Origin of the sequence: Nocardia sp. NPDC056541, assembly GCF_042794235.1 — a bacterium.
In the GTDB taxonomy this organism is placed as follows: Bacteria; Actinomycetota; Actinomycetes; order Mycobacteriales; family Mycobacteriaceae; genus Nocardia.
This window is the reverse complement of record NZ_JBHTUD010000009.1, coordinates 288,025-308,691: the sequence shown is the minus strand read 5'-3', so window position 1 is coordinate 308,691 and position 20,667 is coordinate 288,025. Positions and strand designations below refer to the sequence as shown.

Below are 20,667 nucleotides of genomic sequence, written 5' to 3'. Positions count from 1 at the left end.
CTCGTGAATTACTCGCACCGGTGCGCCGAATCATTGCGCCTGGACAGCGTGGTGGCGATAGTTCTCGGCACGTCGTCGACCAGGAGGCCGCCATGACCGCGACCGAACCACCCCGCTCCGGCGCACAAGCCGTCGACCGTGCCGTGTACGTGTTGAACTGCTTTCAGGGCGGGGACCCCGAATTGTCGCTGAGCGAATTGGCGCAGCGGGCCGGGCTCCCGGTGAGCACCACCTTCCGGCTGGCGCAGGCGCTGGTGCGCGGCAGGCTGCTGGAGCAGGACCCGGCAACCGACCGCTACCGGATCGGGCACGGACTGGCGTGCCTGGCCCGTCCCGCGCTGTCACGGCTCGGGCTCGACGACGCGGCGCCGCACCTGTACGCGCTGGCCGCCGGCATCAAGATCACCGTCAGTCTCAGTGTCGCCGATGCCGACGAAGCCCTCACGGTGTTCCAGGCCAGGCCACCGATCCACTTCTGCCACAACCAGATTCCGCAGGAGCGGCGACCGTTGAGCACCAGCGCGGTCGGTCACGCGCTGCTCGCGCATGCCTCGGTGGGACTCGACCGCGGCAACGGCGAACTCTTCGACACCATTCGTCGTCGTGGGTTCGCCATCGAGGAGATCGACAGCGACGAACCGATCCGCGCGATCGCCGTCCCGGTCCTCGGTCCGGATCGGCAGGTGTGGGGTGCGATCGGTGTGCAGGCGCGCGCGGTACGTCTGGATCGCGATCTCGTTCGTGCCGTACTGCCCGCCATGCACCAGATCGCGGTACGTATCGGTCCGTATTTCCATACCGCGGCCGCAGGTGAGGGATTCGACGCACCATGATTTTCACGATGTGGAAACAGTATTGCCGAGCCGTTATCTGTTGACGCACTATTGAATACAGGCGGCGTCCCCTACGCCGATCCCGCTCACGAAAGTCTCATCATGATCGAATCCCCCGCGCTCGTCCGCCGTCGTACGGTGGACTTGATGCGCCTGTCCCCCGGATTCTGTCGCAGCTGAAACAGCGGCGGCATTCCTCCGTCGCCGATCTCCACTTTCTCTCATACCCCGTTGATCCGCCCTTCGTGTGCGGATCGTCGCGGCGTGCGCCCCTGGTGGCCCGCCGCGTGGTCCTCCCACGCCGTAGAAAGAACTCGCGAACCATGTTGTCCAATACCTTCCGACGACGTCCGCTGCGTGCGCTCGCCGCCGCGCTCGTCGCACCCGCCGTCCTCGCGGTCGTCACCGCATGCGGCGGCACCGATGCGGTGACGACCGCCGACGGCAAGACCGTGCTGCGCTACCAGGGACAGACCGGACAGGTCACACCGTACGAGCTCGCCGACAACCTGGGCTACTTCACCAAGATCAGCTTTCAGTGGGAGGGCGACACCACCAGTGGCCCGGCCAACATCCAGGCGGCCGCCACCAAGCAGGTCGAATTCGGCAGCGCGTTCAACGGCGCGGTGGTCAAGCTCGCCGCGGGCGGCGCGCCGGTGCAGGCCGTGCTCAGCTCCTACGGCTCCGATGCCAAGTCGTTCACCGGTTACTTCGTGCGCGACAACGCCGGCATCACCAACGCCCGTGACCTGATCGGCAAGAAGGTCGGCGTCAACACCCTCGGCGCGCACCACGAGTTCGTCACCCGCGAATGGCTGCACCAGCAGGGCCTGAGCGAGGCCGAGATCAAGCAGGTCCAGCTGATCGTGGTGCCGCCGGTCAACACCGAGGAGGCGCTGCGCAGCGGTCAGATCGACGTCGGCGCGCTCGGCAGCGTATTCCGGGAGACCGCCGTCGAGCGCGGCGGCCTGCACCCACTGTTCACCGACAAGGACATTTTCGGCGAATTCGATTACGGCACCTACGTTTTCCGCAAGGACTACATCGCGCAGAATCCCGAGGCCGTCAAGGACTTCGTGCAGGGCACCGCGCGTGCCACCCGCTGGCTGCAACTCACCCCGCGTGATCAGGTCGTCGCCAAGTTCACCGAGATCATCAACAAGCGCGGCCGCAACGAAAACCTCAAGTTGCTCGACTACTGGCGCAGCCAAGGGATTCCGGTGCCCGGAGCGGTGATCGCGGACAAGGAGATCCAGATCTGGATCGACTGGCTCGAGCGCAACGGCGAACTGCCCAAGGGGAAGATCACCGCCAAGGACCTGTTCACCAACAAGGACAACCCTTACGCCAACGGCACCTACCAGCCGACGAGCGGCCCGACCGGAGAGGTGGTGGCCGCGAAATGACCGGCACCCCAGCCAAACTCGCGTTGCGATCGGTGGGCAAACAGTTCGCCGTGCGCGGCACCGACGAGAAGTTCACCGCGATCGACGACATCTCCATCGAGGTCGAAGCAGGCGAATTCCTCGTCCTGGTCGGGCCCAGCGGCTCCGGCAAATCCACGCTGCTCGATCTGCTCGGCGGGCTGAGCAAGCCCAGCTCCGGCCAGATCCTCCTGGACGGAGCCCCGATCACCGGTCCCGGCCTCGACCGCGGTGTGGTGTTCCAGCAGTACGCGCTGCTGCCGTGGCGCACCGCCCGCGCCAACATCCAGTTCGGCCTCGAAGCCAAGGGCATCGCTCGCAAGGAACGCAAGGCGATCGCCGAGCACTACCTGGAACTGGTCGGCCTGGCCGGCTTCGGTGACCGGTATCCGCACGAATTGTCCGGCGGCATGAAGCAACGAGTGGCGATCGCGCGCAGCCTGGCCTTCGATCCGGAAGTGCTGCTGATGGATGAACCATTCGCCGCGCTCGACGCGCAGACCAGAGAGTCGCTGCAGGACGAACTGCTGCGGATCTGGCGCACGACCGGCAAGACGATCCTGTTCATCACCCACGGCATCGACGAGGCGGTGTACCTGGGCCAGCGCGTCGCGGTACTCACCTCGCGTCCCGGCCGGGTGAAGGCCGTGATCGATATCGACATCGACCGCAGTGGCGATATCGATGTCCGCTCCAGCGAACAGTTCCGCGACTACCGCCATCGGATCTGGACGGAACTGCAAAGCGAGGTGAGCCGGGCCCAGCGCCTCGAACTCGCCGCCGACGACAGCACGGCCGCCGCGGCGGTCGCGTCCACCGACAGGAGTCCCGCCCATGTCTAGCGCCGTCCCCCTGCTCGTCCGCCCCGTCGAAGTCGCCGCCGCCGAACCGGCCGCATCGCCGGTTACCCCCATCGCGGCACCCGCTGCCCGCTCCACGCTCACCCGGGCGGCGGGCTCGGCGGGCAGCGCGGTGCTCCGCATCGCCAAACCACTGCTCGCCTTCGCGTTGCTGCTCGGGGCGTGGGAGTTGGCGCCCCGGTTCGGCCTGGTCGACGAGGTATTCCTCCCGCCGTTCTCCACGGTGGTGCAGGCCTTCTTCGAGTTGGCGGGCAACGGCCAGCTGGCCGAACACACCTCGGCGAGCCTCACCCGCTCGGTCACCGGCTTCTCCTTCGCCCTGGTGATCGCCGTCCCGGTCGGCATCGCCATCGCCTGGTACAAGCCGGTATCGGATTTCCTCAATCCGGTGCTCGAACTGTTCCGCAACACCGCCGCGCTCGCGCTGCTGCCGGTGTTCGTGCTGATCCTCGGCATCGGCGAGACCTCGAAGATCGCGCTGATCGGCTACGCCACGTTCTTCCCGATCCTGCTCAACACCATCACCGGCGTGCGCACCGTCGACCCGCTGCTCGTGAAATCGGCGGTCTCACTGGGCTTCTCGCCACTGCGGTTGTTCCAGAAGGTGATTCTGCCCGCGGCGATCCCGTCCATCTTCACCGGCATCCGGATGGCCGCGGCGGGCTCGATCCTGGTCCTCATCGCTGCCGAGATGATCGGCGCGCGAGCCGGTTTGGGCTATCTCATCACCGCCGCGCAGCAGAACTTCCAGATTCCGCAGATGTACGCGGGGATCGTCGCGATCTCGCTGATCGGTCTCGGTTTCAACTTCGCCCTCGTCGCGCTGGAACGCCGGCTCTCGCGCTGGCGCACCTCACCGACCAACGCCTGATCAGGAGATCACCATGGCTCGCAAGACTTTCCACCTGAACGCCTTCCTGATGGGCGTCGGCCACCACGAGGCCGCGTGGCGCCATCCCCGCACCGACGAACAGCGCGTACTCGATGTGCGCCACTTCCAGGAGCTGGCCCGCATCGCCGAGCGCGGCAAGCTCGACTCGGTGTTCTTCGCCGACACCCTCGCCGTGGGACCGCGGATCGAACGCAACACCCTCACCGTGTTCGAACCGATCACCCTGCTGTCGGCGATCGCCGCGGTCACCGAGCGGATCGGCCTGATCGCCACCGCGTCCACCAGCTACAACGAACCGTTCAATCTCGCACGCAAGTTCGCCTCGCTCGATCACATCAGCGCGGGCCGGGCCGGATGGAACATCGTCACCTCCGGCAATGTCGACGAGGCCTACAACTTCGGGCTCGACGCGATACCCGAGCATGCCCGCCGCTACGAACGCGCCGAGGAATTCGTCGACGTGGCGCTGGCACTGTGGGACAGCTGGGAAGCCGAGGCGATCGTGCTCGACACCGAGACCGGTGTCTTCGCCGACCCGAGCCGGGTGCACACCCTCGACTACGCGGGCGAACGGTTCCGTGTGCGCGGGCCACTGAACTCCCCCCGTGGACCGCAGGGTCGTCCGCTGCTGGTGCAGGCCGGGTCCTCGGAATCGGGCAAGGAGTTCGCCGCTCATCGTGCCGAAGCCGTGTTCACCGCCCAGCGCACCCTCGACGAGGGCGTGCAGTTCTACCGCGATCTCAAGTCGCGCCTGGCGAAATACGGTCGCGCCCACGACGACTTGAAGGTGCTGCCGGGCCTGGTGCCGTTCATCGCCGACACTGTCGAGGAGGCCAGGGCGCTCGAGCAGGAGTTCACCGACCTGATCTCGCCCGATTACGCACTGCGCCAACTGTCCTCGATGCTCGGCGTCGACCTCACCGCGCACGCGCTCGACGCTCCGTTGCCGCCGCTGCCCGCCGAGAGCGAGATCGAGGGCGGCAAGAGCCGGTTCACGCTGGTCAAGCAACTCGCCGAGACCGAGGACCTCACGGTGCGTCAGCTCATCGGCAAGCTGGGCGGCGGCCGCGGTCACCGCACCTTCGCCGGCACCCCCGAACAGGTCGCCGATGAGCTGCAGAGCTGGTTCGACGCGGGCGCGGCCGACGGGTTCAACATCATGGCGCCCTACCTGCCCGGCGGCCTGGCGGACTTCGTGGACCGCGTGGTGCCGATCCTGCAGGAACGCGGACTGTTCCGCACCGATTACGAATCCACCACCCTGCGCGGCCATTACGGGCTCGCTCCGGTGGAAAGCCAGTTCGCCGAGCAGGACGCACGGGTGAGCGCCTGATGCGCGCCCGCCGACTCGATATCGAGTTCATGCGGGTGGTGAGCAGTTCCTGTCGGGAATGAGGACTACCGCACCCCCGCAACAGACTTCCCACGAAGGACCACCGACATGACCACCATCGAAAACCCCAGCGTCGTCACCGCTCTCGAGATCACCCCGGTCGCGGGCCACATCGGCGCCGAGGTGACCGGCGTCGACCTGCGCGAGCAACTCGCCGACTCCCAGGTCGACGAGCTCACCGCGGCGCTGCACCGGCACAAGGTGCTGTTCTTCCGCGACCAGCAGATCGGGCACACCGAACAGATCGCGTTCTCGCGCCGCTTCGGCGCGGTCACCCCGTCACACCCCTACGACGACGACGCGCCCACCGAGCACCCCGAGATCCTGGCTGTCGACAGTCGCCTCTACGAGAAGAAGTTCGGCCGCAAGAAGTTCAGCTACACCAACCAGTGGCACACCGACGTCTCGCCGCTGATCAACCCGCCCGCGGCCTCGATCCTGCGCGCCGAGATCGCGCCGGAGACCGGCGGCGACACCCAGTGGACCAACCTCGCCGCGGCCTACGCCGGGCTGCCGGAATCGCTGCGCACCTTCCTGGACGGGCTGCGCGCCGAACACCGCTTCGGCGGCCGGATCCCGCCGTGGGAGGCGGGCAGCGAGTACGCCCGCAAGATCGCCGCCGCGCCGCTGGTGACCGAACACCCCGTCGTCCGCGTCCACCCGGTGACCGGTGAGCGCGTGCTGTTCGTCAACCCCGGCTTCACCACCAGGATCCTGGGGCTGACTCCGCCACAGAGCGATGCCCTGTTGCAGCTGCTGTTCGACGAGATCTCCCATCCCTCCTACACCGTCCGCTTCCGCTGGAGCAAGGGCTCCATCGCGTTCTGGGACAACCGCGCCACCGCGCATCTGGCACCCAGCGACCTCGACCACCTCGACGTCACCCGGGTCCTCTACCGCACCACCCTCGAGGGCGACATCCCGGTCGGCGTCGACGGCCGCTCGTCCACCCCGATCGCCGGCGCGAAGTTCACCGGCGCCTGAGAACCGTTGCGGTGCCCGCGTCCTCGATGCGGGCACCGCATTCTCGGCCCTCGGTGGCCACCACCTCCCCGCGCGACACACAGGAGCACACTATGACCGAACCATGGCACACCAGGACCGACGTGCTCGTCATCGGCGGCGGTCCCGCGGCATCCTGGGCCGCGATCCACGCCCGCGAGGCAGGCGCCGAGGTGATCTTGGTCGACAAGGGCTACTGCGGAACCAGCGGCGCTACAGCACCTTCGGGCACCGGTGTCTGGTACGTCGCGCCCGAGGCCGAGGCCCGCGCCAACGCGAAAGCGAGCAGGGAAGCCCTCGGCGGCTACCTCGCCGACCACTACTGGATGGATCGCGTCCTCGATCAGACCTACGTCAACATGAACCGGCTCGCCGTCGAGGGCCGCTACCCGTTCCCGGTCGACCCGGCCACCGGTGCGCAGTTGCGGACGGGCGTCCAGGGGCCGGAGTACATGCGCCGAATGCGCGCGTGGCTCACCCGGCTCGGCGTCCAGGTCCACGATCACTCCCCCGCGCTGGAACTGCTGGTCGACGAAGCGGGCGCGGTGCGCGGAGCGGCGGGCTACCAGCGTCAACTCGACCGGGACTACCGGATCACCGCGGGAGCGGTAGTACTCGCGACCGGTGGTTGTGCGTTCCTCTCGCGTGCCCTCGGCACCAACGTCGACACCGGTGACGGCGCGCTGATGGCGGCCGAGGCCGGCGCGCGATTCTCCGGTATGGAGTTCTCCAACGCCTATGCCATCGTGCCCAAGGGTTCCACCATCACCAAGACCGCCTACTACGGCTACGCCACCTTCTTCGGCGAGGACGGCAGGGTGCTCGAGGAGGCGGGGTCGACGAAGGGCCGCTCGGTGATCGCCCGAACCCTCCTGCAGGAGAAGGTGTTCGCCCAGCTGGATCGCGCGGACGAGAGCGTGCAGGCGCAGATGCGGGTCGGTCAGCCGAACTTCTTCCTGCAGTTCGACCGGCGCGGCATCGATCCGTTCACCGACCGATTCGAGATCGACCTGCTCGCCGAGGGCACGGTACGCGGCACCGGCGGCATCGACGTGGTCGACGACGACTGCGCGACAACGGTTCCCGGCCTCTACGTCGCGGGGGACGCGGCCACCCGCGAACGCATCTGCGGTGGTTTCACCGGAGGCGGGAGCCACAACGCCGCGTGGGCGATGTCGTCGGGAAGCTGGGCAGGCACGGGCGCCGCCGAACATGCTGTGACAGCGGCCCGATCCACCGGTGCGGTGCACGGCATCGGCGGGGTCGGCCTGCGCCCCGGCGACGCACCGTCGGTGACCGCGGCGGAAGTCGTCGCCGCCGCGCAGGACGAGCTGATCCCCTTCGAGAAGAACTACCTGCGCCACGGTGACCGGATGCGCCCCGCACTGGCTCGCCTCGACGAACTGTGGGACGTCGCGGCAGCCGGTCTCGGCGGCGGGACCGGCGACGAGCGGGTCAGGGCCCGGCAAGCGGCGGCGATCACCGCGGTCGGACGTCTCGTGTACCGATCCGCGTTGGCGCGCACCGAGACTCGCGGCATGAGCAAGCGCGCCGATCATCCCGACCTCGACGCGGCACAGCATCACCACCTGCACTCGGGCGGTCTCGACCAGCCGTGGGTCGATCCGTCGGACGCGCACAACTCGGGTCTGGCGGTGGCGTCGTGATCGAACTACTGCGCGCGCAGGACTGCATCGGCTGCGACAAGTGCGTGAGCGCCTGCCCCACCAACGTCTTCGACCGCGTCGACGGCGGGATCCCGGTTATCGCACGGCAATCCGATTGCCAGACCTGCTTCATGTGCGAGGCGTACTGCCCCACCGACGCGCTCTACGTCGCGCCCGAGGTGACCCCGATGCCGCCGGACGCGCCGGTCCCCACCGAGCACATCGGTCGATATCGGGAGAAGCTCGGGTGGGGACACGGGCGCATCGCCGGCGCCCAGCTCGCGGTGGGGCCGCGGCTTCCGCACGGCGCGCCGCCGCCGCGGCTCAACTCTTGAACGCGGCCACCGTCGGCTGCCGCAGCGGACCGAACAGCGGGTCGTCGAACACGCTCCGCTCGACGACCGGGTCCGGCTCCCGCAACAGCTCGGCGGTGCTGATGTCGGACCAGTCGTAACGTCCGTCCTCGCACTGCATCTCGACCATCGAGACCGCCGAGACGGTGTCGTCGAGGGCGAAGTCGGTGAACCCGTCCTCGGCGAGCGCGGTGCGGATCTCGTGCACCGGTGACGGGTGGGTCACGTGGGCCAGCGCCAGGTAGGGACGCAGCGGCTCCCCGAAATCGGGGATCCGCTCGCGGATCCACACATCGGTCAGCGCATCGGTCAGATCCGCGCGCACCCGCAGCAGTTCCTCCGACACAGTGACCGGCAGCCGGATCGTCTCGGCGGTGACCTCGGGCGGCCCGAAGGCGAGCTGGAACGGCGCGAGTTCGGCGAGCAGGTCGCGGGCGCCCGCCACCAGCGCCGCCAGGTGCACCCCTTTGACCCCGTCGGCGAACCCGATGCCCTGCACGCCGATCCGCAGCCGGGCGGCGTCGACCTGTTCGAGTCCGGGCAGGCGTGACAACGTGGGCGCGAAGATCTCGACCAGCTTGTCGCCGACCGGCTGGGTCGGCATGATCTGCCAGTTGTAGAACGAACGACCCGGCGTCCACCCCGGACGCCACCACCAGCGACTGGCAACAGTCATTTCGCTCGCGATCATCGTGCGCCACCTCCCGATCTCGGCCGACCCGCGGGTGAACACCCGGCTGGCCGGTCGTCCGCCCGACACGATCGGCACCGATGCTGCGATGCCAGTTACCTCACAGCGACGGTATTCCCGGTGTGATCGGCGGGCAACCTGGTGAGACCGTTCCGTTGTGTCTTCGACGCACTACACTGACGCCATGCCTGTTCGACGGCTGATCACGCTCTCCGCGTTCGCCCTCCTGCTTCCCCTCACTGTTTCCGCGTGCACGATGACCGGACCCGGTACCACCTCCGAATGCAGTGTGAGCGGGTGCACCGTCACCTTCGATCGTGGAGTGAGCGCCAAAGCCTCGGTGCTCGGTATCGACGTGGAGCTCGTCGCGGTGAACGGTGACATGGTCACCTTGAGCGTCGGCGGTCAGCAGATCACGGTTCCGGTCGGCCAGTCGCAGGCCAGCAACGGGACCGATGTGCGGGTCAGCGAGGTGACCGACGACAAGGTCGTCGTCGTCTTCGCGACCGGCCTGAACCCGAACTGATCATCCGGGCACGTTCGACCGTTCTCCCGCTTCGCTGACCACCCAGGGCGCGTTCGGTTGATCGAGAATCCAGCGCCAGCTCCCGTCGGGTTGCCTGCGCGCCACCTCGACGGTCGCGCCGGTGCCTCCCGGCAACCGCGACGACGTCAGCGCCAGATCGCCCGCGAGCAAGGCGGGCGCCTGGTGCCCGGGTTGGAACACCGGTCGATCGGCGACCAGCCGCGCGTACGCCGCCCGTATCTCGTCCACGCCCGTCGCGACGACACCGTCGGGCAGTGCGAGCACCGCGTCGGACTCGTACAGCTCGACGAGTCCGTCCACATCACCGGCGTTCAATCGCTCGACCACCAGCCGACTCAGATCCTCCGGGCGCTGCGCACGTTCGCGCATCTTCTCGGCCATCGCCACCCTCCCTCGACTCGGGTTGTGCGACAACGGTAACGCCGGGGTCCGACATGAATCGGACACTCGGCACGGAGGTCAGGGGTGGTCGTGCATCGTCACCGCGAATCGGTGCCAATTCCCGTCATAGGGGGTGTAGACGGGCTGATATCCCGCACCGCCGTGATCCGGCGGCGGAGTTCCGGGCGGGAAGTAGGCCAGACCGCCCACAATCGCCATGTCATCGATAGTGAACTGGCACCCGCCGTCACTGGACCTGACCCTGTCGGTCCGAATGACCCCGAACCACTCTTCCTCGGATTCCCGGCAGCTCTGCGCGGCATCGGTCATCGCGTCGGCCGATAGCCACCACCCGACTTTCTCCGGCACCCCGAACCACACCAGACCCAGCCCGGCGATCACCACTACCGGCGCGACGGCGACGGCTCGGTACTCCCGATACCGAGCACACCCGATCGGCGCCAGAATCATCCACGACAGCCCGCAGGCCAGCAGTATCACTACCGCGAGAACCCAGCCGAGAACGTCGATGTGCGTGGCATCGACCACTAGCATCAGCGCGATCGCCCCCATCGCGGCCCCGGCGGTGACCCGCATCGCCACCGACCATAGCCGTGGCGCCCGAACCGTCCCCACCGTCGTCATCAGCCCACTCTACGAGCGCCCCGCCCCCGCAGTGACGGCGAAACCCCCGAAGGCCAACGGCCTCCAGGGGTTTCGCGGACACCACGTGATGTCAGCCGATCACAGCGGCGGGAATCCCGACGATCCGGTCGCCATCCAGTTCCAGAACTCGGTGACGCGGTTGAGGACCAACGCCATGATGTCGAGGGCAGTGCTTCCCATTGTCTTCCTTCACATCCGAACGAACACTTCGCGCGTTCACCATAGCAACCGGCATCGAGTGAGCAACGTTGTGATAACGGACAGATGACAGCGACCATGGTGGTCTCCGGTGACGAGCCTGACCGCCGTGACCGGATAAATCCGGCGGCCGATCATCGGATGCACCGGTCGCCATATAGCGAAATGCCCATATGAAACGCGTCAGGTGAACGTCAGGGAAACGCACCTGTACAGACGGCTGCCGACAGTGTGACGGTGCCTACAAAAACCATCCCATCCGGAATGAACAAAATATAGACAGACAATCACGTACCCGAATACGGCCTTTTCCAACCCCGATGCAGGACAGGTGAATCCGTGCCGCAATCGCGAAAAGCGGCAGGCAACAGAGTTTTGTTCAGCTAAACCGTGATGCCCATCACGGTGCCGCTCTCAGCAGAATCACATATACGATCAATCTCGCCGAGGCTTCACGGAAATGTTTTCACCGCCGAAGTTCAACGCAGCAGGTGACACAGTGCGGTGTTCTCCTCCCCCATCCTTCCGCCGCTTCGGCATGCATTCGTCACGAGGTGAACCGGTCATGGAATACACCCACCTGTCCGAATTCGAAATCCGTTCAGGCGCCTTGTCGATGTGGACGCCCGAGCTCGCCGCCGACGCGTGGCAGCCCGACGATCGCCCGCTCACCAGCGTGCACGCCGATTACTGCGCGAGCGTCGATCCCACCGATCCGCTGCCCGGTCGCGGGCGCTGGATCGGCACCGTCTTCGAGATGGACGCCCCGCTCGACGGTCCCACCTGGCGTGAGACGCTGCGGCGCTGGCATGCCAGGCACGAGGGTCTGCGCACCACGGTGACCACCGCATCGGCGGGCGAGCCGCGCAGACTCGTCGCCGCGCCCACCGCCGTCGATATCATCGAACAGCCCGTTGCCGACTGCACCGACGGTACCCGGATCAACGAATTCCTCAGCGGCACACTCGAAGAGCGCCTGTCGCCACTGGTGTGGCCGCACTGCCTGGCCGCCACGGTCGAGCACGCAGGCACCGGTGACTTCACCGTCCTCGTCGCGGCCGATCATTCCGTGATGGACGCCTACGCACAGGCCATCCTGATCCTCGAACTGCGCACGCTCTACCGGGAGGTCATGGCGGGCGAGGCGTCGCGCGAGTCGGTCACCTTCGGTAGCGCGGCCGACTTCGCCGTCCTGGAGCGAGCGAGCGCGGCCGAACTCGGTCCGGATTCGCCCGCGGTCGCGACGTGGCGCGAATTCCTCGCCGACGGTGCCATGCCGCGCTTCGCCCCGCAGGCCCAGCGGCCCGCGCGCGCGGATCTGCCCCAGCCCAGTGTGTCGCGACGGCTGCTCGATCTCCCCGAACTCGAGCAGGTCGAAGCGGTTCTCGACCAGGTGCGCCACCGGATGTCGGTGGCGGTGTTCGCCGCGCTGGCGGTGGCCAATCAGCGGCGGTTCGGCGCGGACCGGATGCGTACCGCGATGCCGATCGCGACCCGCCCCGATCTGCGCTGGCTGGAGTCGATGGGCTGGTTCGTCAATGTGGTCCCGGTCGATATCGCGCTCACCCCCGGTGTCGGCATCGCCGGAGCCATGGATCTGGCGCGGGCCGCACTGCGTCGTTCACGCACCGCCAACGACGCCTCCTGGTCGCGCGTCCTCGACCTGCTCGATGTCGCCGAGACGCCGCGTTTCGGCATCTCCTTCCTCGACATCCGCGTACTGCCCGGCTACGAATTGGTCGCCGACCTGCGCGGACGGACCCTGCGGGCCGAGTCGTACTCGGCCGACGAGGTGTTCCTGTGGGTTGTGCGCGCCGCCGACGGCCTGTACGTGTCGACACGGTATCCCGCCGGCTTCCCCGCCGAGGTCATGGACGAGTTCCTGACCGCGTTCGGTCAGGCACTGTCGTCGATCACGGCCGCGGTGCACGCGGATCCGGCGGTCGACCAGGCCGGCGCCGGCCAACCGTCCGCAGCGGTTCATGCGGGGTCGGCGGCCAACGGACTGCCGCCGTCGGTGGTGGCGGAAACACCGATGCCGACCGATGCCCGAGCACTGCGAGCCGACACGCTGCGTGTCGCCGTGCAGGCGGGGTGAGCGGATGCGCCCCCTGTTGGCCTTCACCGGCAGCCGAGGAGACGCCCAGCCCGGCATCCTGCTGGCTCGTGCGCTGCGTGCGCGCGGTCACGACGTGACCTTGGCGCTCGCCCCGAACCTCGTCGCCTTCGCCCGTGACCACGGGGTTGCGGCGGTGCCGTTCGGCTGCGATACGGCCGACCTCTTGGTGGCGCAGCGCACCGATCGACGGTTCGCCGGCCGCGATCCGCGCGCCCGGCTACGGGCGCTGTTCGATCTGCAACGGCGTGGCGTGCCCGAGCAGCTTCACGACCTGCGCACACTGGCACCCGGACATGACCTGGTGGTCGCGGGGATGGCAGGCGAGGAAGTGGCCGAGGCGGTGGCGCGGGCGCTCGGACTGCCGTTCGCGGCGGTGCACTTCTTCCCGATCCAGCCGAACAGTACGGTCCCGGTCGCGCCGGTGCGCTGGGCCGACCGGCTTCCCGGGTTCGTGCACCGATGGGGCTGGTCGCTCCTGGCATGGGCACGTGCGGCCGCGTTGGCCCCCGTTCTGCCGAGCGGGCGGCCGCCCGCTCGCGCGGCGACAGCGTCATCGGTAGCGTCCGCCGAAGCTGGGGCGACTGCGCGAATCCAGGCCTATGACCCGCGGCTGTTCCCTGGTCTGCGTCAGCAGTTGCCGGGCCCGTTCACGGGATTCCTGACCGATGTGGACGGATTCCTCACCGGTGTACCAGGTTTCGCGAGCCACGCACCTGCCGCCACCGCGGCCGAGGATCTCGATGCGTGGCTCGATGCGGGAACCGCGCCGATCTATGTCGGGTTCGGTTCCATGGATGTCGGCGATCCGGCTGCCTTCGTCGCGATGTTGCGCGAGGTGTGCGCCCGGCGGGGCCGTCGGCTGCTGCTGGCGTCGGGCTGGGCGAGGATCGATCCGGAATTCGAGGATGCCGTCGCGATCGTCGGTCACATCGACCACGCTCGGATACTGCCTCGTTGCGCCGTGGCCGTGCACCACGGCGGCGCCGGGACGACCGCGGCCGCACTGAGAGCGGGTGTGCCGCAAGTGATCTGCGCGGTCCAGGCCGACCAGCCTTACTGGGGCCAGGCGTTACGGCGACTCGGTCTCGCGGCCACGATTCCCGCGACGAAGCTCACCGCCGAACGCCTCGACGCACTACTCGACCAGGTCTCGCGTCCCGACGTGGTCGAGCGAGCGGCCTCCTGGGCCGCCGGTTTCACCACCGACGGTGTCGAGCGAGCCGCCGATGCCGTCGAGGCGCTGCTGGGTTCGCCTGACGCCCCTGAACTGCTCCATTCCGCCGGGAGGCAACTGTGAGTACCGACATCGCCATCCGCACCACCGGTCTCGGCAAGTCCTACGGCGATTTCACCGCCGTCGGCAGCGTCGACCTCACCATCGCGGCGGGGACCGTGTTCGCCCTGCTCGGCCCCAACGGCGCGGGTAAGACCACCACCGTGCGCATGCTCGCGACCCTGGTCCGTCCCGATCGCGGCTCCGCCGAGATCTTCGGCTACGACATCACACGCGACGCGACCGCCGTGCGCTCGATGATCGGGTTGACCGGCCAGTACGCCTCCGTCGACGAAACCCTCACCGCCGGTGAGAATTTGCGGCTCTTCGGGCGCTTGCTCGGGCTGTCCCGCCGTGATGCCGCACGCCGCAGTGCCGAGCTGCTCGAGGAGTTCGAGCTGTCGAAGGTCACCGACCGGCCGGTGAACCAGTTCTCCGGTGGTATGCGCCGGCGGCTCGATCTGGCGGCGACGCTGATCACCGATCCGCCGCTGATCTTCCTCGACGAGCCGACCACCGGACTCGACCCGCACACCCGCGACAAGATGTGGGGCGTGATCCGGCGTCTGGTCGCCCGCGGCGCGACCGTTCTGCTCACCACGCAGTACCTCGAAGAGGCCGACGCGCTGGCCGACCGGATCGCCGTCATCGACCGCGGGACGATCGTCGCCGAGGGCACCGCGGCCGAGTTGAAGTCGTCCATCGGCGATCAGGTGTTGCGCCTGGAACTCGCCGACCCCGCCCGATCCGCGCACGCCGAGGCCATCATCGTCTCGCTCACCGGCGAGGTGCCGGAAGGGTCGTCGGCGGGCATGCTCACCGTCGCACTCACCGATGCGGGCACCGCCGCCGATATCGTCGCCGCCTGCCGTGGCGCGGGCATCGCACTGCGCGGGTTCGCTGTCGACCGTCCCGATCTCAACGAGGTCTTCCTCGCGCTGACCGGCACCGACCGCGTCGCCGCCTGATCCGAAAGACCGAGGCCACCATGACTGCCACCATCGCCGAGAGCACCGTCGAGCTCACCGCGGCACCGACGATCGACCGCCGTCCCCGGATCACCCATGTCAGCCTGCGCGCCTCGCTGTTCCAGTCGCTGATGATGGCGTGGCGCGGTCTGCTCACCTTCCGGCACAGCCCGCAGTTGCTCTACGACGCGCTGCTGCTGCCCATTGTGGGGCCGTTGCTGTTCGGCAGCATCTTCGGCACCGCCATCGCGGGCAGCATGCAGGCCTACCTACCGATTCTGATTCCCGGCGTGCTGGTGCAGATCGTGCTGACGTCGTCGGTCGCGACCGGCGTGCAGTTGTCCGAAGACATTCGGTCCGGGGTCTTCGATCGGTTCGTCGCCATGCCGATCGCCCGATCCGCACCGGTCGCCGGAGCCCTGCTGGCCGGGGCGACCCGATATGTCATCGCCGCGACCACGGTGGTGATCGTGGGATTCGCGATGGGGTATCGGCCCGATCATCCGGTCGGGTTCGCCGCCGGTGCGGTGCTCGTCGTCCTGGCCACCACCGCGATCAGCTGGTTGTTCGCGTTCATCGGCGTCACCGTATCGAGACCCGCTGCGGTCCAAGGCATGTCGATGCTGGTGCTCACCTTCCTGAGCTTCGCCTCCAATGCCCTGGTGCCCGAGTCGGCGATGCCGACCTGGCTGCGCTATGTCTCCGATTACAACCCGGTGTCCTATCTGGTGTCCGCGGTGCGCGGGCTCGCCGAGAACGGCGTCATCGGCACCGACGCCCTGTGGTCGGTGGTGGCCTCGCTCGTGATCGCCGCCGTCTTCGCACCCCTGACCGTCCGCACCCTGCGTGCTCGCTGAGGAGTTCTGATGACACTCACCATGTCGACCCCGCCCGTCATCTCCCGGGTCGGCGTCAACCGGCTCACCGCCGACGACGACCTGTTCCTCAAGCTGCACAGCCTCTACGGCAACGCCCTGGTCAATCAGCTCGCGTGGCGGTTCGACGAGCCCCTCGACCCCGCACTGCTCGCCCGATTCCACACCCGATTGACCCAGGGTTTCCTGGCCCGGCGCGTGCAACCGGCCCGGGTACCGTTCGCCCGCCCCTACTGGCTGCCCGCGACGGAATCGCTTCCACTGGTCTGGGATTCGGTGCCCGTCACCGACGAGGAGATCCTCGACTGGTACTTCGCGCAGAGCCGGGTCGACTTCGATCCCGAGACCGGTCGGGTGTGGCGACTGTCCGCGGCGCCGACCACGGCGGGTGGGACGCTGGTGTCACTGGTCACCTCGCATGTGGCATCCGACGGCGGCGCGGTGCTGTTCGCCGTGGGCGACGCACTGGCGCGGCTCGATGAGAGCCCGGACGTGACAACCGGTTCGGGCCTGCTGGTCGGGACACAGCCACGCAACACGCTGGGTGCGAATCTTGTCGACGCGGGCCGCCAGCTACGTGCGGTCGCACACGGGATTCGCGCGGCGATCGCCACCCGTGGCGTCATCGAGCCGGACCGCAACCCTCGCCCCGCGCTGCCCGAGCTGCCCCTGCCGGCCCAGTGGTCACCGGCGGATCTGGTGGTCCAGGTCGATCTCGCGGAGTGGAACGCCGCCGCCACATGGCATTCCGGCACCACGAACGGGCTCCTGATCGCCCTGGGCGCCGGTCTCCTCGGGCGCAGCGGGCGCGTCGGTGACACCGCCGGCATCCGCGTCGACATCCCCCATTCGATGCGCATCCCCGACGACCCCCGGGCCAATGCCACCACCGGCCTGCCGATCTCGGTCACCTACCGCACCGGCGAACGCATCGACCTCGCCGCCGTTCGCTCGGCTGTGAAGCGCGCCGCTACCGCCTATCGCGACCCGGCGACCACACCCGCTCTGCAACACCTCCAGCCGTTGCAGATGATCCTGCCCCGTTTCGTCCTCCGTCGTTTCGCGCGCACCGCCAAGGCCCCAGAATGCCTGTGCACAAACCTCGGCGAAACTGCCAGCGGCGTAGCCGATTTCGCAGGTCATCACGCCTCCGCCGTCCTCATGCGGCCTGTCGTCTGCACCAACGACACCGCCATGTTCCGCCGAGTGGAGGTAGGTGTGAATCTCTCCTTCTCCACCGACGGCCACACGGTCACCTTGGCTGTCACCGGCGCCGACCCCGACCGCTTTCCCAGCCGCACCGCCCTGCGTGAGCTGCTGACGGCAGAATGCGCGTCGTGGGGTCTCGCCCCCGACTTCTGGTGACTCCTCCGCGTCAGTGACCCGTCGCCACCGCACGCACAGCCGCCCGAGCCGCGACGAGGACGGGGTCCCATACCGGGGAGAACGGTGGGGCGTAGCCGAGGTCGAGCGCGGTCACCTGTTCCACCGTCATCCTGGCGGTGAGCGCCACTGCCGCGATGTCGATTCGCTTGGCGGCGCCGGTGTAGCCGACGATCTGCACGCCGAGCAGCCGCCCGGTGCGACGTTCGGCGAGCATCTTCACCGTCATGGGTTCCGCGCCGGGGAAATACCCTGCGCGACCGGTGGATTCGATGGTGACGGAGTGGAACTGCAACCCCGCCCGCCCAGCGTCGTCCTCTCCCAGGCCGGTCCGCGCCACCTCGAGGTCGCAAACCTTGCTCATGGCGGTACCGACCACGCCGGGGAAGGTGGCGTATCCGCCGCCGACCCCTGATCCGATCACCTGCCCGTGCTTGTTCGCGTGGGTGCCGAGCGGAATGTGGCGCAGCGAGCCCGACACCAGGTCCAGCACCTCCACGCAGTCACCGCCGGCCCAGATGTCGTCGTATCCGCGCACGCGCTGAGCGAGATCGGTGAGCAGACCACCGCTCTCCCCCAGCGGAAGCCCGGCCCGACGCGCCAGCTCGGTCGCCGGTTGCACGCCGATCCCGAGCACGACCACATCGGCCGGGTACTCGGTGTCGGCGGTCGTCACGGCGCGGACCCTGCCCTCCTCCGAGGTCCGCATTCCGGTTACCTCGGTACCGCGAACGACCCGTATTCCCATCCCCTCCATGGCTTCTCGCACACGCGCACCCATATCCGGATCCAACGTGGACATGGGTTCAGCGCCCCGAGTGACCATGGTGACCTCGAACCCCCGACGCACCAACGCCTCAGCCATCTCGACACCGATGTAGCCCGCACCCACCACAACGGCTCTACGCCCGCCGGCAGACTCCAGGCCTTCGATCAGCGCCTGCCCGTCGTCGAGGGTCTGCACCCCGTAGACCCCCTCGGCGTCGATCCCGGGCAGTGGCGGACGGATCGGTGTCGCCCCCGTGGCCAACACGAGCTGGTCGTAACCCGTCCACGCTTGTACGCCGGTGTCGAGATCGCGAGACAGGACCCGTCGCCCCACCGGATCGATCTCGAGAGCCTCGGTCCGCATCCGCAGGTCGATGTCACGAGCGCGATGTTCGGCCACCGAGCGCGCGATCAGATGATCGGCATGGGCAACGTCACCGGCCACCCAGTACGGAATCCCGCACGCCGAATACGAGGAATGGTGCCCCTTCTCGAACACCACGATCTCGAGCTCACCGGCATCGCGCAATCTCCGCGCCTGCGACGCCGCCGCCATCCCCGTCGCATCCGCCCCGACAACCACCATCCGTGCGCCCATGCCACCACCGTACGAGAGCCTGTCGTGGTTTCGGCCACCAGCACCGCGAGTCGCCGGTTCACGAGTTTCACGGACCGAGGCCGTCGAAGATCCTATGAGTTGTCGGATCCACCTACGCCCAGGCGGTTCCCTTGCGTTCCAACCACTCCCAGATCAGCTCGGCGGCCGATTCACCATCGCGCAGCGTTGTCGATGCCAGTTCGTCGAGGGAATCGGGTGAGCGGATCTCGAGGTAGTAGTCGGTGTCGCTGTGACGGTAGGTCTGGATGAATTCAGGGTGGTCAGGACGGGATACCGTCATGAACGGGCCGCCGCGACTGTATTGCAGTTTGCTGATCCAATAGCTCAGCTGGGTGCGGGTGAGTGTGGTCAGGGTGCGCCCGCCGACCGTCACGTCCAGATTTCTGTGTATCGCCGGCGCTGTTTCCGGCAGTACGTCGGGCCATTCGTGGCCGGTGTTGTCATTCTTCATCCGGATACCCCCAGTCGAAAGCCACGCGGGCCTGCGGGACGAGCGCCGTCACCCGACGGGTGAGGCGATCTTCGAAAGCCTCGCTCCAGCGGAAGAATCCGCTGAAGATCACCGGGTAGTCCGAGTCCGCGCGGACGAACAGACCGTCCTCGGTCTCCCCCATCCAGACGAACACCTCGTCTTCCAGCCGCTCGTCCTTGAACACTTCGACGAGCAAGTCGGTCATTCCCACCCACTCGCGTTCGTTCGCGAGCCCCCGAACAGTCAGGGCGACATCGATATTCACTGCCACCGGACGAGACTATCGCCCGCCACCGACAACGTTTCTCGAGCTGAACGCTCAGGATTCGCGCGCGGCGATCGCGGCTTGGATTCTGCGTAGCGTGCGCAGGCCCTTCTTCGCGGCGACGCTCACCATGCCGTCGAAGACGGTGGAGCCGCGATCGTTGGCCATCAATCGTTCCAGTGTCGGCACGGCGCGATCGTCGCCGGTCGAACCGAGGGCGACGGCCGCCCAGTACCGCTTGTCGGGATCGTCGCCCGAGGCCGCCTCGATCAGCCTCGGGATGATGTCGGGAGCGAACTCCGACAACGCACTGGCGATGTAGCCGATGCGGTAATAGCGGCGGTTCTCGAATTCGTCCCAGAGCGCTGCCAGTGCCGCGTCACCACCGATCATGCCGAGGGCTTCGGCGGTGCGTTCGCGCATTCCGCTGATCGAGTCCTGCAGCAGGGGCGCGAGGGCCGGGACCACCGCTTCGTCCCCGAGGACGCCGAGGGCGATCACCGCCTGGTCGCGGGCGATGTCCTGTGGGTGGTCCAGCATCGCGACCAAGCCGGGAACCGCATCGCGGATGCCGAGGGCCGCGCAGCCCATCGCGGCCCATGCCTGGCAGTTGTAACGGGTGTCGGCGAGGGACGCGAGCAGGGGTTCGCGCAGGGTGTCGTCGCCGAAGACCTCCGCCCGGTTCAGCGCCCTGCTGTAGAGCGACCGATGGTAGTCGGGATAGTCGCGAACGAGCGCGCGCAGGGTCTCCTCGGCGGATGCGTCGCCGTCCTCAGCCCGCACGAGCAGGAGCCGCAGATTGTCCTCGCGGGTCTCGAGATCGCCGTCTTTCAGGAGTCGCACATCAGCTGGGTTCACCGCGCAACGGTACCTGGCGATCAACCGGATACTTGGCAAGCCGCAGGTCACAGGGCCGGCCCCCCTTGGCGGGAACCGCGACCCTTCCTTTCGCCACAGCACCACACCCGCCGCCGGCAGCACCGCGGTCGCCGCGAGTGCGGAATCGGCAGCGCAGGGT

General features: G+C 67.9%; 21 protein-coding genes. 14 read left to right on the top strand and 7 right to left on the bottom strand.

Annotation, left to right across the window (positions count from 1 at the left end; translation table 11 throughout):
- The first annotated feature begins 92 nt into the window (after positions 1 to 92).
- The 8 genes from ACFQ9R_RS18385 (at position 93) to ACFQ9R_RS18350 (ending at position 8,406) form a co-directional block, all read left to right on the top strand.
- Positions 93 to 833, top strand: a complete 741-nt coding sequence (locus ACFQ9R_RS18385; protein ID WP_378991964.1) for an IclR family transcriptional regulator — start codon at positions 93 to 95, stop codon at positions 831 to 833.
- A gap of 323 nt (positions 834 to 1,156) precedes the next feature.
- On the top strand, positions 1,157 to 2,239 hold the full coding sequence (locus tag ACFQ9R_RS18380; RefSeq protein ID WP_378991962.1) for an ABC transporter substrate-binding protein: 1,083 nt from the start codon (positions 1,157 to 1,159) through the stop codon (positions 2,237 to 2,239).
- On the top strand, positions 2,236 to 3,099 hold the full coding sequence (locus ACFQ9R_RS18375) for an ABC transporter ATP-binding protein (RefSeq protein WP_378991960.1): 864 nt from the start codon (positions 2,236 to 2,238) through the stop codon (positions 3,097 to 3,099). The genes ACFQ9R_RS18380 and ACFQ9R_RS18375 overlap by 4 nt, the downstream gene beginning before the upstream one ends.
- Complete coding sequence (locus ACFQ9R_RS18370) at positions 3,092 to 3,988, top strand: ABC transporter permease (protein WP_378991959.1); 897 nt, start codon at positions 3,092 to 3,094, stop codon at positions 3,986 to 3,988. Before ACFQ9R_RS18375 ends, ACFQ9R_RS18370 begins: the two co-directional genes overlap by 8 nt.
- 13 nt (positions 3,989 to 4,001) lie before the next feature.
- On the top strand, positions 4,002 to 5,342 hold the full coding sequence (locus ACFQ9R_RS18365; protein WP_378991958.1) for an LLM class flavin-dependent oxidoreductase: 1,341 nt from the start codon (positions 4,002 to 4,004) through the stop codon (positions 5,340 to 5,342).
- 108 nt (positions 5,343 to 5,450) lie between these two features.
- Positions 5,451 to 6,386, top strand: coding sequence for a TauD/TfdA dioxygenase family protein (locus ACFQ9R_RS18360; RefSeq protein WP_378991957.1), 936 nt, complete (start codon positions 5,451 to 5,453; stop codon positions 6,384 to 6,386).
- Between the two features lie 92 nt (positions 6,387 to 6,478).
- The gene (locus ACFQ9R_RS18355) at positions 6,479 to 8,071 is read left to right on the top strand and encodes an FAD-binding protein (protein ID WP_378991956.1); all 1,593 of its coding nucleotides are present in this window, start codon (positions 6,479 to 6,481) and stop codon (positions 8,069 to 8,071) included.
- On the top strand, positions 8,068 to 8,406 hold the full coding sequence (locus ACFQ9R_RS18350; RefSeq protein WP_378991955.1) for a 4Fe-4S dicluster domain-containing protein: 339 nt from the start codon (positions 8,068 to 8,070) through the stop codon (positions 8,404 to 8,406). Before ACFQ9R_RS18355 ends, ACFQ9R_RS18350 begins: the two co-directional genes overlap by 4 nt.
- Here ACFQ9R_RS18350 and ACFQ9R_RS18345 read toward each other — a convergent pair.
- Positions 8,396 to 9,115 carry a 2'-5' RNA ligase family protein gene (locus tag ACFQ9R_RS18345; protein WP_378991953.1) on the bottom strand — a complete coding sequence of 240 codons (720 nt, stop codon included), beginning with the start codon at positions 9,113 to 9,115 and terminating at the stop codon, positions 8,396 to 8,398. The two genes, ACFQ9R_RS18350 and ACFQ9R_RS18345, sit on opposite strands and share 11 nt — an antisense overlap.
- A gap of 184 nt (positions 9,116 to 9,299) precedes the next feature.
- On the opposite strand from ACFQ9R_RS18345, the gene ACFQ9R_RS18340 reads away from it, so the two are divergent.
- Positions 9,300 to 9,641 carry a hypothetical protein gene (locus tag ACFQ9R_RS18340; protein WP_378991952.1) on the top strand — a complete coding sequence of 114 codons (342 nt, stop codon included), beginning with the start codon at positions 9,300 to 9,302 and terminating at the stop codon, positions 9,639 to 9,641.
- On the opposite strand, the gene ACFQ9R_RS18335 is transcribed toward ACFQ9R_RS18340, so the two are convergent.
- A complete protein-coding gene (locus ACFQ9R_RS18335) occupies positions 9,642 to 10,043 on the bottom strand; it encodes a YybH family protein (protein ID WP_378991950.1) in 402 nt (133 codons plus the stop codon).
- Positions 10,044 to 10,121: 78 nt separating this feature from the next.
- A complete protein-coding gene (locus ACFQ9R_RS18330) occupies positions 10,122 to 10,688 on the bottom strand; it encodes a hypothetical protein (protein WP_378991949.1) in 567 nt (188 codons plus the stop codon).
- A 784-nt stretch (positions 10,689 to 11,472) separates the two neighbouring features.
- On the opposite strand from ACFQ9R_RS18330, the gene ACFQ9R_RS18325 reads away from it, so the two are divergent.
- From ACFQ9R_RS18325 to ACFQ9R_RS18305, 5 genes are read left to right on the top strand one after another with little or no spacing between them, the layout of a single operon-like run.
- The gene (locus tag ACFQ9R_RS18325) at positions 11,473 to 13,005 is read left to right on the top strand and encodes a condensation domain-containing protein (RefSeq protein ID WP_378991947.1); all 1,533 of its coding nucleotides are present in this window, start codon (positions 11,473 to 11,475) and stop codon (positions 13,003 to 13,005) included.
- A gap of 4 nt (positions 13,006 to 13,009) precedes the next feature.
- Positions 13,010 to 14,323 carry a glycosyltransferase gene (locus ACFQ9R_RS18320; RefSeq protein ID WP_378991945.1) on the top strand — a complete coding sequence of 438 codons (1,314 nt, stop codon included), beginning with the start codon at positions 13,010 to 13,012 and terminating at the stop codon, positions 14,321 to 14,323.
- Positions 14,320 to 15,267, top strand: a complete 948-nt coding sequence (locus ACFQ9R_RS18315; protein ID WP_378991943.1) for an ATP-binding cassette domain-containing protein — start codon at positions 14,320 to 14,322, stop codon at positions 15,265 to 15,267. The genes ACFQ9R_RS18320 and ACFQ9R_RS18315 overlap by 4 nt, the downstream gene beginning before the upstream one ends.
- Positions 15,268 to 15,287: 20 nt before the next feature.
- Positions 15,288 to 16,124, top strand: coding sequence for an ABC transporter permease (locus tag ACFQ9R_RS18310; protein ID WP_378991941.1), 837 nt, complete (start codon positions 15,288 to 15,290; stop codon positions 16,122 to 16,124).
- 9 nt (positions 16,125 to 16,133) lie between these two features.
- Complete coding sequence (locus tag ACFQ9R_RS18305) at positions 16,134 to 17,507, top strand: hypothetical protein (RefSeq protein WP_378991939.1); 1,374 nt, start codon at positions 16,134 to 16,136, stop codon at positions 17,505 to 17,507.
- Positions 17,508 to 17,517: 10 nt separating this feature from the next.
- Here ACFQ9R_RS18305 and ACFQ9R_RS18300 read toward each other — a convergent pair whose 3' ends face one another.
- The 4 genes from ACFQ9R_RS18300 to ACFQ9R_RS18285 all read right to left on the bottom strand — a co-directional run bounded on the left by ACFQ9R_RS18300 (position 17,518) and on the right by ACFQ9R_RS18285 (position 20,507).
- Complete coding sequence (locus tag ACFQ9R_RS18300) at positions 17,518 to 18,891, bottom strand: FAD-dependent oxidoreductase (protein WP_378991938.1); 1,374 nt, start codon at positions 18,889 to 18,891, stop codon at positions 17,518 to 17,520.
- A 112-nt stretch (positions 18,892 to 19,003) separates the two neighbouring features.
- Positions 19,004 to 19,363, bottom strand: coding sequence for a hypothetical protein (locus tag ACFQ9R_RS18295; RefSeq protein ID WP_378991937.1), 360 nt, complete (start codon positions 19,361 to 19,363; stop codon positions 19,004 to 19,006).
- A complete protein-coding gene (locus ACFQ9R_RS18290) occupies positions 19,353 to 19,655 on the bottom strand; it encodes a hypothetical protein (RefSeq protein WP_378991936.1) in 303 nt (100 codons plus the stop codon). The genes ACFQ9R_RS18295 and ACFQ9R_RS18290 overlap by 11 nt, the downstream gene beginning before the upstream one ends.
- A 48-nt stretch (positions 19,656 to 19,703) precedes the next feature.
- Positions 19,704 to 20,507 carry a HEAT repeat domain-containing protein gene (locus tag ACFQ9R_RS18285; RefSeq protein ID WP_378991935.1) on the bottom strand — a complete coding sequence of 268 codons (804 nt, stop codon included), beginning with the start codon at positions 20,505 to 20,507 and terminating at the stop codon, positions 19,704 to 19,706.
- Positions 20,508 to 20,667 lie beyond the last annotated feature (160 nt).

Coding starts and splice junctions, on each gene's coding strand:
- ACFQ9R_RS18385 (WP_378991964.1), top strand. CDS start 93: ATGACCGCGACCGAACCACCCCGCTCCGGCGCACAAGCCGTCGACCGT.
- ACFQ9R_RS18380 (WP_378991962.1), top strand. CDS start 1,157: ATGTTGTCCAATACCTTCCGACGACGTCCGCTGCGTGCGCTCGCCGCC.
- ACFQ9R_RS18375 (WP_378991960.1), top strand. CDS start 2,236: ATGACCGGCACCCCAGCCAAACTCGCGTTGCGATCGGTGGGCAAACAG.
- ACFQ9R_RS18370 (WP_378991959.1), top strand. CDS start 3,092: ATGTCTAGCGCCGTCCCCCTGCTCGTCCGCCCCGTCGAAGTCGCCGCC.
- ACFQ9R_RS18365 (WP_378991958.1), top strand. CDS start 4,002: ATGGCTCGCAAGACTTTCCACCTGAACGCCTTCCTGATGGGCGTCGGC.
- ACFQ9R_RS18360 (WP_378991957.1), top strand. CDS start 5,451: ATGACCACCATCGAAAACCCCAGCGTCGTCACCGCTCTCGAGATCACC.
- ACFQ9R_RS18355 (WP_378991956.1), top strand. CDS start 6,479: ATGACCGAACCATGGCACACCAGGACCGACGTGCTCGTCATCGGCGGC.
- ACFQ9R_RS18345 (WP_378991953.1), bottom strand. CDS start 9,115: ATGATCGCGAGCGAAATGACTGTTGCCAGTCGCTGGTGGTGGCGTCCG.
- ACFQ9R_RS18340 (WP_378991952.1), top strand. CDS start 9,300: ATGCCTGTTCGACGGCTGATCACGCTCTCCGCGTTCGCCCTCCTGCTT.
- ACFQ9R_RS18335 (WP_378991950.1), bottom strand. CDS start 10,043: ATGGCCGAGAAGATGCGCGAACGTGCGCAGCGCCCGGAGGATCTGAGT.
- ACFQ9R_RS18330 (WP_378991949.1), bottom strand. CDS start 10,688: ATGACGACGGTGGGGACGGTTCGGGCGCCACGGCTATGGTCGGTGGCG.
- ACFQ9R_RS18325 (WP_378991947.1), top strand. CDS start 11,473: ATGGAATACACCCACCTGTCCGAATTCGAAATCCGTTCAGGCGCCTTG.
- ACFQ9R_RS18320 (WP_378991945.1), top strand. CDS start 13,010: ATGCGCCCCCTGTTGGCCTTCACCGGCAGCCGAGGAGACGCCCAGCCC.
- ACFQ9R_RS18310 (WP_378991941.1), top strand. CDS start 15,288: ATGACTGCCACCATCGCCGAGAGCACCGTCGAGCTCACCGCGGCACCG.
- ACFQ9R_RS18305 (WP_378991939.1), top strand. CDS start 16,134: ATGACACTCACCATGTCGACCCCGCCCGTCATCTCCCGGGTCGGCGTC.
- ACFQ9R_RS18300 (WP_378991938.1), bottom strand. CDS start 18,891: ATGGGCGCACGGATGGTGGTTGTCGGGGCGGATGCGACGGGGATGGCG.
- ACFQ9R_RS18295 (WP_378991937.1), bottom strand. CDS start 19,363: ATGAAGAATGACAACACCGGCCACGAATGGCCCGACGTACTGCCGGAA.